The sequence below is a fragment of the Pseudomonas sp. O39 genome (assembly GCF_045447295.1).
GTDB lineage: Bacteria > Pseudomonadota > Gammaproteobacteria > Pseudomonadales > Pseudomonadaceae > Aquipseudomonas > Aquipseudomonas antarctica_A.
The window spans coordinates 19,498-34,011 of the sequence record NZ_JBJGXV010000008.1 but is presented as its reverse complement, the minus strand read 5'-3'; the positions used below and the strand labels follow the sequence as shown (position 1 = coordinate 34,011).

Sequence of the window (14,514 nt, the reverse complement as noted above, 5' to 3'; positions counted from 1 at the left end):
GGTCATGCGGCGTGCAGGCAGTCCAGCGCGCGGTCGGCGAGGGTTTTGGCGCTGTTGATCAGGTGCTCGGTGGCACCGGCGATGTGGCGTTGATCGCCGCTCAACCCTTGGCTGGAAACGGCTGCGGTGGCGGCTGCACAGCGCAGCAAGTCGCAGATTTGGGCGAGGGCGTCTTCGAAGCTGAGGTCGTGGTGCACGGTGAAGGACGGCGGTGAGTCGGGTTGTAGGTAGTGGCTCAGGGCGCGCTCGAAGATTTCGCGGTCGAGGGTGAAGCGGGGTGGGTCTGGGACGATTTTATGCATGAATGAATCTCCTGAAAGATCTGGAGCCATTCTCTTGCCGATCTCACTCGTCAAAAGGTGGCAGCTATGTGCGGGGTGAGATTGCCGGTCAGGTACACCCGGTCAGACCGAAGTCTGCCCGCACACAGCCGCCATAGAGCATGTTGCTCGCGGTTGTGGCACTTGGTACCTAATCACATCACAGGATCTCACCCCTGATCGCTGATATGCAGCGACGGAGCGAAGGCTAGCCAGTGGAGTGAGCAGGCGCAAGGCCGAAGGATTGTCTAGGAAACTTCCCGCAAATTAAAGGGATATGGATTGCTGGCCTTTAACAATGCATGTCGATCAGGCGTTTAGGTAGATATGAGTACATATCCGTTGCTGCGGTAACGGCTGCTTAGGGTTCCGCCCTTACGGCGGGTCACTTTTTTACAAAGCGCCTAAAAAAGTAACCAAAAAACGCTTTGCCCCACCACTTGGTGCCTCGCTTAGGCTCGGCATGCCCGCACTCCGGCTTGAATCCGTGGGCCGCCGCAATGGGCCATCCCTGGCCCAGTGCGGCTAACCCGGCGTCCTGCCGGGTTACCCACGGATTCAAGCCTGCGTTCGGCCAGCGTGGTTAACGGGGCCTCTCAGATCAAGATCAACAGCAGAGCACGGCGGCCTGGTAGCCGACCTGAGTGGTTGAAGCAAAAGCAGAGCAGAAGCAGTGCAACACAGCATCCACCTGATGTAATGAGATCCAAATGTGCGAGCGGGCTTGCTCGCGAAAGCGGTGGGTCAGTCAGCACATTTGTAACTGAACCACCGCATTCGCGAGCAAGCCCGCTCCCACAATTTGACCGAGTTTAGCTACCAGGCCGTGGCGCTGCGCTTTTCTGTGGGAGCTGGCTTGCCTGCGATGCAGACACCTCGGTACATCAGGCATAAGCCGTTGATGCCATCGCAGGCAAGCCTGCTCCCACAATTTGACCGAGTTTAGCTACCAGGCCGAGGCGCTGCGCTTTTCTGTGGGAGCTGGCTTGCCTGCGATGCAGACACCTCGGTACATCAGGCATAAGCCGTTGATGTCATCGCGAGCAAGCCCGCTCCCACAGTTTGACCGAGTTTAGCTGCCAGGCGCGGCGCTGCGCTTTTCTGTGGGAGCTGGCTTGCCTGCGATGCAGGCACCTCGGTACATCAGGTATAAGCAGTTGATGCCATCGCGGGCAAGCCCGGCTCCCACAGTTTGACCGAGTTTATCTGCCAGGCCGTGGCGCTGCGCTTTTCTGTGGGAGCTGGCTTGCCTGCGATGGCATCACCTCGGAACATCTGAAACAGCGAGGTGCCTGCAGCGCGGGCAAGCCCGGCTCCCACACAAGCCAGTTCCCACATAGGCTTTGTGGGGTGAGGCAGCCCGGGATTTACTTGGGATACAGCGGCGGCAGGCTGGTGGTATCCGTCGCCGGGTCTTGTTCGCGTTCAGCCGTAGGAATGGCTTTTATCGCGCGCCACAAGTCTTCGCCCAGCCAATATTGGCCGCTTTCGCTGTACAGCGCGCCGTTCAGACCATCCAGCGCATCCGACAATGGCACAAACCGCGCGGCCATATCCGCCAGGGTTTCCGGCTGTTGCCGCGCCCAGGCGTCCAGTGCCTGGCGCGTGGCCTGCGGGTCGTTGGCCTGGGTGGCGCGCTTGAGGTCGTCGAGCAGTGTGCGCGGGCTTGGGCCGGTTTGCGCGGCACGTTGCACGGCCGGTTGCCGACGCGCACGCCACCACAGGCCGAAGCCCAGCAGTGTGGTGCATACGAAGATCAGTGTGCTCAGTTGCCACAGCCACAGGCGGTCATCGTCTGGCGCAGTAATTACCGTCGGCGTGGCGGGGGTGTCCACCACCAGGCTCGGGTTGGTCGCCACTTGCAGGGTGCGCGCGGGCAGGCTGGTGCGTTCGAGGTGGTCTTCGTGGGTGTTCCACCACACCACTTCCACGGCCGGCAGTTCGACGGCGCCGGCGCGGGTCGGCACCAGCGCTTCGCGGTCTTCGCGGCTGCCTGTCAGGCCGTGGTCGTTGCTCTGGTTGGCGAGCACCGGTTGGTCGGGGTAGCGGCGCAGGCCGTTGATGTCGGTGCTGGGCAGCGCCGGCAGTTGCGCGCTGGAAAGGCCCTCGGCCTTGACTGTGAGGCTGCGGGTCAAGGAGTCGCCGACTTGCACGTGATCAGGCGCGGGGTTCCAGGCTTCGCTCAGGTTCAGGCTGCGCGCAGGCAACCAGGGCGCATCGGCCGGGTAGAATTCCGGCTTGGGTTTGACCGTCAACGGCAACTCGGCCGAGCTGACGTGAATCAACTTGCCCGGTTTGGTGCCTTGCAGCGTGTTCTCTTGGGGCGGGCGCGATTCCACCAGGGTCGCACTGAAGGTCTGCGCCGGAATCATCAATGCGCCGCTGTGCTGCGGGTAGATCGCGTAGCGGGTTTCGATCACGCCATGGCGAATGCTGTTGATGACTTTCTCGTAGGTGCGCGACTCACCCAACTGCTCGATGCGTGCATCGGGAATCTGCAACGGGGTCAGGCTGCTGTCGTCATACAGCGACACCGAATGATAAACGCGCACGGTCAACAGGGCCTGGGCCTGGACGTACACGCTGGTTTGGTCGAGGTTGGTTTCGATGAACACCGGGGCCAGTTCGGCGCTGGTGTTCTGGCTGGCCGTTTCGACCACTTGCAGGCTGATCGGCTGGGTCTTGAGTTCACCGACTTGCAGCGGCGGAATCACCACGGTGCCGTTTTCCTTGGGCAGCAGGGTGATGATCCAGCGCGTGGTGGCGTGGTTATCGCCGCCCAGGGTGGTGAGCTGGTTGATCTGGCGGGTGCCGCTGACTTCGAACTGTGCGTCGAGGGGCGACAGGTCGGGTTTGCCGAATTGGGTGACGTCGCTGGACTCCACCGTCAGTTCCACCGTTTCCCCGGAATTGACGCGGCTGCGGTCGACGCTGGCGACGAGGTTCGCCGCCTGGGCGTGGCCTGCCGACAACGCAAGCAGGAGCAGAAGGGTGGTGCGGCGGCTCATCGAGTCTTGTCCTGATGTTGTTGCTGTTCGTACCAGAATTTGCGGCGCAGCAGTTCGCCGGGGTTGTCCGGGATCTCCTGCAGCCATTGCTCCAGGGCCTGGCGATGCTCGCCGTCAATGCTGGCATCGGCAGGGCGCAAGGGCGGGGTGGTGGTTTGCTCATCCCCTAACTCGCTGCCCGGTACGTCGTTGCCGCCGGTTTTTGGCGCAGTGCCTGATTTGCTCTCGCCGGTGCCGGTCTCACCCTGGCCCTGGGGCGATTGTTCGCCACCCGTGGCACTTTGCCCGGTATTGCCCGGTTGCGCAGTTTGGCCGGGTTGGGTGGTTTCGTCATCTTCGCTTTTTGCCGGCTTGGTCGGTTCGGGCTGTGCTTGTTGCTGCATCACGCTTTCCACCAAGGCTTTGTTTTTGAGCGCCGGTTGCAGGTCGGGCTGGGCCTCCAGCGCCTGTTCGTAGGCGTCGATGGCCGCTTCCAGTTCGCCGGATTTCGCCAGGGCGTTACCACGATTGTAGTGGGAGTAGGCGTCATTGCCTTGGGCAAAACGCTTGATAGCCTCGGCATAGTTACCGGCCTCGTACAGCGCCACGCCTTGCCATTGCGGGTCCTCGAAGCGCTCGGCCGCTTCGGCGGGGCGCTTGTGCTTGAGCAAGTACTGGCCCTGCTGGTCGGGGCGCAGCCACAGGTCCTGAAGTTCAAAGGCGTAACTTGGTTGCGGCGCCCCGAGTAACAGCAAAGGCAAACAAAACAGCCAGCCACGGCGCCCGGCGCAGGCAGCGAGGAGCAACAGCGGCAGGAGCAGCCAGTAGCCCTGGTCGGCCCAGGCGTCGAGGTGCAACAGTTGGCCATCGTTGCGCAGGGTTTGCGGGCCGTCGAGCAGGTTGAGTTGACGCAGGTCTTTGTCGTCCAGGCGTGCGGCGCGGTAACGGCCGCCCATTTCACTGGCGAAGGCCTTGAGGGTTGGGCTGTCGAGGCGCGGCACCAGGATCGCGCCTTGGTCGTCCTTGAGGAACTCGCCGCTTTCCTGGGTCACCGGTGTGCCTTCACGGCTGCCGATGCCGAGGATCGACAGCGTTGGCGCCTGCCCACCTTGCAGCTGCAGCCGAATGCCTTGGCGTTCCTGTTTCGACAGCGACGAGCCCACCAGCAACAGGCGCCCCTGACCGAGGCCGCCCTGTTTGAGCAAACCCAGGGCCTTTGCCACTGCCAGGTCGGCGCGATGGCCGGGCTCGGGCATGATCGAAGGGCGCAGGGCCTCGAGCAGGTTACGGCTGGTGGCCAGGTCATCCGACAGCGGCACCAGGGTGTGGGCGCTACCGGCATACACGACGATTGCGGTCGGCGCATTGTCGCGTGCTTGCAGCAAGTCATACAGCTTGCGCCGCGCTTGCTCCAGGCGATTGGGCGGGCTGTCGGTGGCGAGCATTTCCGGGGTCAATTCCAGCAGCACCACGACCGGGTCGGAGGGTTTCTGGCTGGACTGTTCAACCCTTTGCCAGCTGGGACCCAACAAGGCCAACACGGCCAGTAGCCAGCCGACACCCAGCAGCACCCACGGCGATTTGCTTTCGCGACCGTTGCCACCACTGAGCAACACCGCATGAAAGGCCGGTGGCAGGATCATCTGCCAGCGCCCGGCGCGTTTTTGCCGATGCCAAAGCTGCCACAGCAGCCAGCCGAGCAGCGGCAACAACAACAGCCACCAGGGACGGAACCAGTGCGGCCACAGGTCGATCATCGACGCCTCCGCAAACGCAGGCGTTTGAGGCGTTGGCGCCATTCGGGGTGCTGTTGCAGGAAAATGCCCTTGGTCGAGAGTTTATTGAGTAAGCGTTGCAGCGCGTTGTTGGGCCAGCGTTCCTGGACCACCAGCAACATGCTCAGGATCAACGCCAGGGCCAATGGCGCACTGTAAAGCGCCTGGGCCGGGCGGGCTTGTGTCGGTTGTTGCGCAACAGGCTCAAGCTGATCGAGGGTGTCCTTGATCTTTTGCAGCTCGTTGCCGTCGCGGGCGCGGAAGTAGCGGCCACCGGTAGCGTCGGCAATCGCCTTCAACGCGGGTTCGTCGAGGTCGAGGCTCGGGTTGACGCCGAGGATGCCCAGGGAGCCGGTTTGCTCGGGGTCGGCGCCAATGCCGATGGGGTAGATTTTCAAGCCTTCTTCAGCGGCCAGGCGTGCGGCGGTCAACGGGTCGATTTGCCCGGCGTTGTTGGCGCCATCGGTGACTAGGATCAGCACGCGGCTTTGCGCCGGGCGCTGGCGCAGGCGTTTCAGGGCCAGGCCAATCGCATCACCGATGGCGGTGTTCTTGCCGGCAATGCCGATGCGCGCTTCGTCCAGCCAGGTGCGCACGGTGCGCCGGTCGAAGGTCAGCGGCGCTTGCAGGTAGGCCTGGCTGCCAAACAGGATCAGGCCGACGCGGTCGCCTTCGCGGCTTTCCAGGAAGTCCCCGAGCAGGTGTTGGACCAGGCTCAGGCGGCTGACGTCATCGTCTTGCCAGTGCATATCCGGGAAGTCCATGGAGCCGGACACGTCCACCGCCACCAGCAAGTCGCGGCCGCTGGCGGCAATCGGCAGCGGTTCGCCGAGCCATTCCGGGCGGGCGGCGGCGCTCAACAGCAGCAGCCACAGCACCACGAACGGCGCCTGCTGGCGCCAGCCCGGCAGGTTGACGCGCGCGCGACGACGGGCCAGGCCTTCGAGGTCGGCGAGGTAGCTGACTTTCAGGGCGGGCTCGCCGCTGTCGGCCACGGGCAGGATCAGCCGCATCAGCCAGGGCAATGGCAACAGGGCGAAGATCCACGGCCAGGCGAACTCAAACATGTTTGCGAATCCAGGTGTCGACGGCTTGGGTCAGGCCGGCGATGGCCTTGTCGTCGAGTTTGCATTCGGGTTTGTAGGCGCCTTCCACCAGCACCATCCAGCGGGTCAGGCCGGCAGCAGGGCAGCGGTTGTCGAGGAACGCCAGCCATTTGCGGCCGTTGAGGGTGTGGCTCTGGCTGTAGGGGTAGTCGTTGCGGCACAGGCGCTTGAGCAAGCCGTTGAGCTGTTGCAGCCAGGCGCCGGCGGGGGCGCCGTCGTAGGGTTTTGGCATCAGCGCAAGCTCTGCCAGGGCGGTGATGCGCAGTGGGTCCAGCGGTTGTTCGGCACGCGCGACCGGGCGGCGCGCCGGCAGGAAACGGCGCAGCCACCACAACCCCCAGGCGCACAGCGGAATTACCAGCAGCAACAGCCACCAGCCCGGCGCAGGGGGCCAGAAGCCAATGGCCGGCGGGGCGATCAGGGGTTGCAGTTGGTCGAGGCTGCTCATTGCTTTTTAACCGGGCGTTGCGGGTTGAGGTATTCGCGCAGCTGCTCGACCATTTCGCTCTGGGTACTCAAGGGCATCAATAGAATCCGCAGTTTCTGTGCGAGCAGTTCCCAGCGGGCGATGCGCGCTTCGGCCTGGGCCTTGTAGGCCTGGCGTAAGTCGAAGTTAAGCGTGTCCATTTCCAACTGCGCGCCGCGTTCGGCAAAGCGCAACAACCCCGCCGCGGGCAAGGCGTGGTCCAGCGGGTCGGAGATGGGCAGCAGCAAGAGGTCGCAATGCCGAGACAGCAGGCTCAGCTGCTGTTCGGCACCTTCGGTGAGCGCGCGTTCATCGCAGATCACAATCACCAGGCTGCCCGGGCGCAACACTTCGCGGCCACGGCGCAAGGCCATGCCGAGGGCGTCCGCTTCGGGTCGGCTTTCGGTATTGAGGCTCTGGTTGACCCGCACCAGGCGGTTGAGCAGTTGCAGCAGGCTTTGCTTGCTGCGCCGGGGCTTGATTTCGTAGTGTTCGCTGTCGCCGAAGACCAGCCCGCCAACGCGGTCGTTATGCCCCAGGGCTGCCCAGCCGATCAGGCTGGCGGCTTGCGCGGCCATTACCGACTTGAACATCTGGCCGGAACCGAAAAACAGCCGGCAGCTTTGCTCGACCATGATGAAAATCGGTCGCTCGCGTTCTTCGTGGAACAGTTTGGTATGCGGTTCCTGGGTACGCGCCGTCACACGCCAATCGATGGTGCGCACATCGTCCCCGGCCTGGTACACGCGCACCTGGTCAAAGTCCACGCCACGCCCGCGCAACTTGGAATGGTGCAGGCCGATCAACGGGCTGCGCTGGCTCGGCGTGGAAAACAACTGCACTTCGCGCACACGGTGGCGCATCTCAATCAATTCGCTGAGCGTGACGCGGATTCCATCGCTGGCATTCATGGGTTTCAAGCGACGGCAACGACATCGAGAATACGTTGCACCACGCGGTCCTGGTCAATGCCGGCCGCTTCGGCTTCGAACGACAAAATGATGCGGTGGCGCAGCACGTCGAACAGCACGGCCTGGATATCTTCCGGGCTCACAAAGTCGCGGCCGGCCAGCCACGCATGCGCGCGGGCGCAGCGGTCCAGGGCGATAGAGCCGCGCGGGCTGGCGCCGTAGGCGATCCACTCGGCCATTTCCGGGTCGAACTTGGCCGGGGTGCGCGTGGCCATCACCAGTTGCACCAGGTATTCCTCCACCGCATCGGCCATGTACAGGCCGAGGATTTCCTTGCGCGCAGCAAAAATCGCCTGCTGACTGACGCGGCGTTCGGGCTTGGTTTCACCGTTGAGGGCTTCGCCTCGGGCTTGTTGCAGGATGCGTCGCTCTACCGCTGCATCCGGGAACCCGATTTTGACGTGCATCAGGAAGCGGTCGAGCTGGGCTTCGGGCAATGGGTAGGTGCCTTCCTGCTCGATGGGGTTTTGCGTGGCCATCACCAGAAACAGTGGCGACAAGTCGTAGGTGCTGCGCCCGACGCTGACCTGGCGCTCGGCCATGGCTTCGAGCAGTGCCGACTGCACCTTGGCCGGTGCGCGGTTTATTTCGTCCGCCAGCACCAGGTTGTGGAAGATCGGGCCCTGTTGGAACACAAAGCTGCCGGTTTCCGGGCGATAGATCTCGGTGCCGGTGATGTCGGCAGGCAGCAGGTCGGGGGTGAACTGGATGCGATGGAACTGCGCTTCGATGCCTTCGGCCAACTCTTTGATGGCTTTGGTCTTGGCCAGGCCCGGTGCGCCTTCGACCAGCATATGGCCGTCGGCAAGCAGGGCGATCAGGAGGCGATCGATGAGTTTTTCCTGGCCGAGAATCTGCGTAGAAAGAAAGGTTCGCAGCGCGAGCAGCGCTTCACGATGTTCCATCGATGACGGTTCCTGGAGAGGTGAGCCTGGGCGTCGAGAAAAAACGCCGGGCCTGGGGCGCTTACTTTAATGCATCGAGGGGGGTGGCGACTAACGGCGTGACGGGTATTTTTGGCAAATCTTGTAGGAAATTTGTATGGGGACACGGTCAATGTGGGAGGGGCTTGCCCCCGATAGCGGTGGATCAGTTTATACATCTGTGACTGATCGACTGCTATCGGGGGCGAGCCCCCTCCCACATTTGATCGTTGGTACGGTTTAGATTCGGGTAAAGGTGCCTGTGCCCTTAAGAATGTTCTGCAAGGTTTCTTCCACTTCAGCCAAATCCGACGCGGCGGTGCTGTGGAGAATTTCCAGATGATCCTTGCCACCCAGTGCATCGGCATCGCCCGCAGCCAACTCAACCCGCAACGTCGTGTCGCTTAGCGTGACCTTCAGCCCATCCAGGGTCGACGGCTCGTAATCCCAAGTCAGTTCGACTTCATCTTCGTCCGGGTAACGGGTGAGCATGAACATCTCGCCGTTTTTACCGTGGCAGCAGAGCATGGCCATGTTGTCTTCTTCGTCGTCGCACGGGGTGGCCATCAGCGCGTCGGTGTTCAGTTGCAGCATGGGAAATCCTGTTTGGGGGAGGGCACAGCGGGGCAATTGTGCCATTGCGGCGAATTTTGTGCTGCATTCTGTGTCAGACCCAGGGTATGACCTGACGGGCTATATCAGTCATTTTCGGTACTCGCGAGCTGAAAAATAGCGAGTTTTTCTTCGGAAAAATACGGGTTGCTCAAGTCGCAACCCCAGGCCTGCGTACCGATGACCGAATATGTCGCAGCGTCGCAAGCAGCCGTCTTCCTACACTCGTTAAGCTGCGCAACGGATGTGCTCTGTGCCGGGAGTCTGACCTGCCCGTCGTACCGTCGCCCTGCATGCTGCACATCTTATGGGAGTTGTATGTGACCTCATTGTCTTGTCCAGCTTCACCCACCTGTCACCCTGATTCGTTTATGGTGCTTGTTATCAGTACCTGCGAACAGCGCTGACGGTCTCCCCGCAAGGGGAAAACGCGACGCTTCCATCAATAACAAGCCCAAGCGGAGTACCACAGATGGCGTTCTTCACCGCAGCCAGCAAGGCCGACTTCCAGCATCAACTGCAAGCGGCACTGGCGCAGCACATCAGTGAACAGGCACTGCCACAAGTGGCGCTGTTCGCTGAACAATTTTTCGGCATCATTTCCCTGGACGAACTGACCCAACGTCGCCTTTCCGACCTGGCCGGTTGCACTTTATCTGCCTGGCGCCTGCTTGAGCGCTTTGATCACACCCAACCGCAAGTGCGGGTCTACAACCCCGATTACGAACGTCATGGCTGGCAGTCGACCCATACCGCCGTCGAAGTGCTGCACCATGACCTGCCCTTTCTGGTGGACTCGGTCCGTACCGAGCTGAACCGTCGTGGCTACAGCATCCATACCCTGCAGACCACCGTCCTCAGCGTGCGCCGTGGCAAGAAGGCCGAGCTGCTGGAAATCCTGCCCAAAGGCACCCAGGGCGAAGGCATCCAGCAAGAATCGCTGATGTACCTGGAAATCGACCGCTGCGCCAATGCCGCCGAACTGAGCGTGCTGAGCAAAGAGCTTGAGCAGGTACTGGGCGAAGTGCGCGTGGCCGTGGCCGATTTCGAACCGATGAAAGCCAAGGTCCAGGACCTGCTGGCCGGTATTGATGCAAGCAAGTTCAGCATCGACGGCGAAGAAAAAGCCGAGATCAAAAGCTTCCTGGAATGGCTGGTGGGCAACCACTTCACCTTCCTCGGCTATGAAGAGTTTGTGGTACGTGACGGGGCGGATGGCGGTCATATCGAATATGACGCCAATTCCTTCCTCGGCCTGACCAAGCTGCTGCGTGCCGGCCTCACCGCCGAAGACCTGCGTATCGAAGACTACGCCGTAGCCTACCTGAACGAGCCGGTTGTGCTGTCGTTCGCCAAGGCTGCGCACCCAAGCCGCGTGCATCGCCCGGCTTATCCGGACTATGTGTCGATCCGCGAGATCAGCGCCGACGGCAAAGTTATCAAGGAACACCGCTTCATGGGCCTCTACACCTCTTCGGTGTACGGCGAAAGCGTGCGGGTGATTCCTTATATCCGCCGCAAGGTGGCGGAAATCGAACGCCGTTCGGGCTTCCAGGCCAAGGCTCACCTGGGCAAGGAACTGGCGCAAGTCGTTGAAGTGTTGCCGCGCGATGACCTGTTCCAGACCCCGGTCGACGAGCTGTTCAGCACCGTGATGTCGATCGTGCAGATCCAGGAGCGCAACAAGATCCGCGTGTTCCTGCGCAAAGACCCGTACGGTCGTTTCTGCTACTGCCTGGCCTACGTGCCACGTGACATCTACTCCACCGAAGTGCGCCAGAAGATTCAGCAAGTGCTGATGGATCGTCTGAAAGCCTCGGACTGCGAATTCTGGACCTTCTTCTCCGAGTCCGTGCTGGCCCGTGTGCAACTGATTCTGCGGGTTGACCCGAAGAACCGCCTCGCCATCGACCCGCTGCAACTGGAAAAAGAAGTGGTGCAGGCCTGCCGCAGCTGGCAGGACGACTACTCCAGCCTGGTCGTGGAAAGCTTCGGCGAAGCCCAAGGCACCAACGTGCTGGCGGATTTCCCGAAAGGCTTCCCAGCCGGTTACCGTGAGCGTTTTGCTGCGCATTCGGCTGTGGTCGATATGCAGCACCTGAACAGCCTGACCGAAGCCAACCCGCTGGTGATGAGCTTCTACCAGCCGTTGGGCCAGGTCTCCGGCCAACGCGAGCTGCATTGCAAGCTCTACCACGCCGATACCCCGCTGGCGTTGTCCGACGTGTTGCCGATCCTGGAAAACCTCGGCCTGCGCGTGCTGGGTGAGTTCCCGTACCGCCTGCGTCATGCCAATGGTCGCGAGTTCTGGATCCATGACTTTGCGTTCATCGCCGCCGAAGGCGTGAACCTGGATATCCAGCAGCTCAACGACACCTTGCAGGACGCGTTCGTGCACATCGTTCACGGCGATGCCGAAAACGATGCGTTCAACCGCCTGGTACTGACCGCCGGCCTGCCTTGGCGCGACGTGGCGCTGCTGCGTGCGTACGCGCGCTACCTGAAGCAGATCCGCCTGGGCTTCGACCTCGGTTACATCGCCAGCACCCTGAACAACCACACCGACATCGCCCGCGAGTTGACCCGGTTGTTCAAGACCCGCTTCTACCTGGCGCGCAAGCTCACCGCCGATGACCTGGAAGACAAGCAGCAACGTCTGGAGCAAGCGATCCTCACCGCCCTGGACGACGTTCAGGTGCTCAACGAAGACCGTATCCTGCGTCGCTACCTGGACCTGATCAAGGCGACCCTGCGTACCAACTTCTACCAGACCGACGCCAACGGCCAGAACAAGTCGTACTTCAGCTTCAAGTTCGACCCGCGCGCCATCCCTGAGCTGCCCAAGCCGGTGCCGAAGTTTGAAATCTTCGTGTACTCGCCACGCGTTGAAGGCGTGCACCTGCGCTTTGGTAACGTCGCGCGCGGCGGCCTGCGTTGGTCCGACCGTGAAGAGGATTACCGTACCGAAGTGCTCGGCCTGGTAAAAGCCCAGCAAGTGAAGAACTCGGTGATCGTGCCAGTGGGCGCCAAGGGCGGCTTCCTGCCGCGTCGCCTGCCATTGGGCGGCAGCCGGGACGAGATCGCGGCCGAGGGCATCGCCTGCTACCGCATCTTCATTTCCGGCCTGTTGGACATCACCGACAACCTGAAAGACGGCGCCCTGGTGCCGCCGGTCAACGTCGTGCGTCATGACGACGATGACCCGTACCTGGTCGTGGCTGCGGACAAGGGCACTGCGACCTTCTCCGACATCGCCAACGGCATTGCCATCGACTACGGCTTCTGGCTGGGCGATGCGTTCGCTTCCGGTGGTTCCGCCGGTTACGACCACAAGAAAATGGGCATCACCGCCAAGGGCGCGTGGGTCGGTGTGCAGCGTCACTTCCGTGAGCGCGGCATCAACGTGCAGGAAGACAGCATCACGGTGGTGGGCGTCGGCGATATGGCCGGTGACGTGTTCGGTAACGGCTTGTTGATGTCCGACAAGCTGCAACTGGTCGCGGCCTTCAACCACTTGCACATCTTCATCGACCCGAACCCGAACCCGGCGACCAGCTTCGTCGAGCGTCAGCGCATGTTCGAGCTGCCGCGTTCGGCGTGGACCGACTACGACACCAGCATCATGTCCGAAGGCGGCGGTATCTTCTCGCGCAGCGCGAAGAGCATTGCCATCTCGCCACAGATGAAAGAGCGCTTCGACATCCGGGCCGACAAGCTGACCCCGACCGAACTGCTGAACGCCTTGCTCAAGGCGCCGGTGGACCTGTTGTGGAACGGCGGTATCGGTACTTACGTCAAGGCCAGCACTGAAAGCCACGCCGACGTGGGCGACAAGGCCAACGACGCGCTGCGCGTCAACGGCAACGAGCTGCGCTGCAAGGTCGTGGGCGAGGGCGGTAACCTCGGCATGACCCAGCTGGGTCGTGTGGAATTCGGCCTCAATGGCGGCGGTTCCAACACCGACTTCATCGACAACGCCGGTGGTGTGGACTGCTCCGACCACGAAGTGAACATCAAGATCCTGCTCAACGAAGTGGTGCAGGCCGGTGACATGACCGACAAGCAGCGCAACCAGCTGCTGGCGAGCATGACCGACGAAGTCGGCAACCTGGTGTTGGGCAACAACTACAAGCAAACCCAGGCGTTGTCCCTGGCCGCACGCCGTGCCTACGAGCGTGCTGCCGAGTACAAGCGCCTGATGAGCGACCTGGAAGGCCGTGGCAAGCTGGACCGCGCCATCGAGTACCTGCCGACCGAGGAGCAGCTCTCCGAGCGCGCCGCAACCGGCAAGGGCCTGACCCGTCCGGAGCTGTCGGTGTTGATCTCCTACAGCAAGATCGACCTCAAGGAAGCACTGCTCAAGTCGCTGGTGCCGGATGACGACTACCTGACCCGTGACATGGAGACCGCGTTCCCACCGAGCCTGGTCGCCAAGTTCGGCGAAGCCATGCGTCGCCACCGCCTCAAGCGTGAGATCGTCAGCACCCAGATCGCCAACGACCTGGTTAACCACATGGGCATCACCTTCGTTCAACGACTCAAAGAGTCGACCGGCATGAGCCCGGCGAACGTAGCGGGCGCGTATGTGATTGTGCGTGACATCTTCCATCTCCCGCACTGGTTCCGTCAGATTGAAGCCCTGGACCACCTGGTCTCCGCCGACGTGCAACTGGAGCTGATGGACGAGCTGATGCGCCTGGGCCGCCGTGCTACGCGCTGGTTCCTGCGCAGCCGTCGCAACGAGCAGGACGCTGGCCGTGACACCGCGCATTTCGGTCCACACCTGGCGGCGTTGGGCCTCAAGCTCGACGAATTGCTGGAAGGCCCGACCCGCGAAGGCTGGCAGAACCGCTACCAGGCCTACACCGAAGCCGGCGTACCGGAATTGTTGGCGCGCATGGTTGCAGGTACTACCCACCTGTACACATTGCTGCCGATCATCGAAGCCGCCGACGTTACCGGGCATGACGCCGCTGAAGTGGCCAAAGCCTACTTCGCCGTCGGCAGTGCCCTGGACTTGCCGTGGTACCTGCAGCAGATCAGCGATCTGCCGGTGGCCAACAACTGGCAGGCCCAGGCACGCGAAGCCTTCCGCGACGACGTGGACTGGCAGCAACGGGCGATCACCATCGCGGTCCTGCAAATGGCCGATGCGCCACAAGACATGGAAGCCCGCGTGGCCCTGTGGCTTGAGCAGCACCAGGACATGGCCGATCGCTGGCGCGCAATGATGGTGGAAATTCGTGCAGCTGTCGGCACGGACTACGCCATGTACGCGGTGGCCAACCGTGAGTTGTTGGACCTGGCGTTGAGCGGTCAGTCGGTGCTTGCGCCGGCTTGATCCTGCGGTAAAA

9 protein-coding genes are annotated in these 14,514 nt (G+C 62.2%); 1 reads left to right on the top strand and 8 read right to left on the bottom strand.

Annotation, left to right across the window (positions count from 1 at the left end; all coding sequences use genetic code 11):
* Positions 1–2 precede the first annotated feature (2 nt).
* The 8 genes from ACI77D_RS13405 to ACI77D_RS13370 all read right to left on the bottom strand — a co-directional run bounded on the left by ACI77D_RS13405 (position 3) and on the right by ACI77D_RS13370 (position 9,142).
* Positions 3–302, bottom strand: a complete 300-nt coding sequence (locus ACI77D_RS13405) for a DUF6124 family protein (RefSeq protein ID WP_407016745.1) — start codon at positions 300–302, stop codon at positions 3–5.
* Between the two features lie 1,385 nt (positions 303–1,687).
* Positions 1,688–3,328, bottom strand: a complete 1,641-nt coding sequence (locus ACI77D_RS13400; protein ID WP_262664955.1) for a BatD family protein — start codon at positions 3,326–3,328, stop codon at positions 1,688–1,690.
* Positions 3,325–5,064 (bottom strand): tetratricopeptide repeat protein, encoded by a 1,740-nt coding sequence (locus ACI77D_RS13395; RefSeq protein ID WP_407016744.1) that lies wholly within the window; start codon positions 5,062–5,064, stop codon positions 3,325–3,327. Before ACI77D_RS13395 ends, ACI77D_RS13400 begins: the two co-directional genes overlap by 4 nt.
* A complete protein-coding gene (locus ACI77D_RS13390) occupies positions 5,061–6,149 on the bottom strand; it encodes a vWA domain-containing protein (RefSeq protein ID WP_407016743.1) in 1,089 nt (362 codons plus the stop codon). The genes ACI77D_RS13395 and ACI77D_RS13390 overlap by 4 nt, the downstream gene beginning before the upstream one ends.
* Positions 6,142–6,636 (bottom strand): DUF4381 domain-containing protein, encoded by a 495-nt coding sequence (locus tag ACI77D_RS13385; RefSeq protein ID WP_064452692.1) that lies wholly within the window; start codon positions 6,634–6,636, stop codon positions 6,142–6,144. Before ACI77D_RS13385 ends, ACI77D_RS13390 begins: the two co-directional genes overlap by 8 nt.
* Positions 6,633–7,565 (bottom strand): DUF58 domain-containing protein, encoded by a 933-nt coding sequence (locus tag ACI77D_RS13380; RefSeq protein WP_407016742.1) that lies wholly within the window; start codon positions 7,563–7,565, stop codon positions 6,633–6,635. Before ACI77D_RS13380 ends, ACI77D_RS13385 begins: the two co-directional genes overlap by 4 nt.
* Positions 7,566–7,570: 5 nt before the next feature.
* Entirely contained in the window at positions 7,571–8,530 is a 960-nt protein-coding gene (locus ACI77D_RS13375; protein ID WP_003174327.1) for a MoxR family ATPase, read from the bottom strand.
* A gap of 258 nt (positions 8,531–8,788) precedes the next feature.
* The gene (locus ACI77D_RS13370) at positions 8,789–9,142 is read right to left on the bottom strand and encodes a hypothetical protein (protein WP_064452691.1); all 354 of its coding nucleotides are present in this window, start codon (positions 9,140–9,142) and stop codon (positions 8,789–8,791) included.
* A 490-nt stretch (positions 9,143–9,632) separates the two neighbouring features.
* On the opposite strand from ACI77D_RS13370, the gene ACI77D_RS13365 reads away from it, so the two are divergent.
* Entirely contained in the window at positions 9,633–14,501 is a 4,869-nt protein-coding gene (locus ACI77D_RS13365; RefSeq protein WP_064452690.1) for an NAD-glutamate dehydrogenase, read from the top strand.
* Positions 14,502–14,514: the final 13 nt, after the last annotated feature.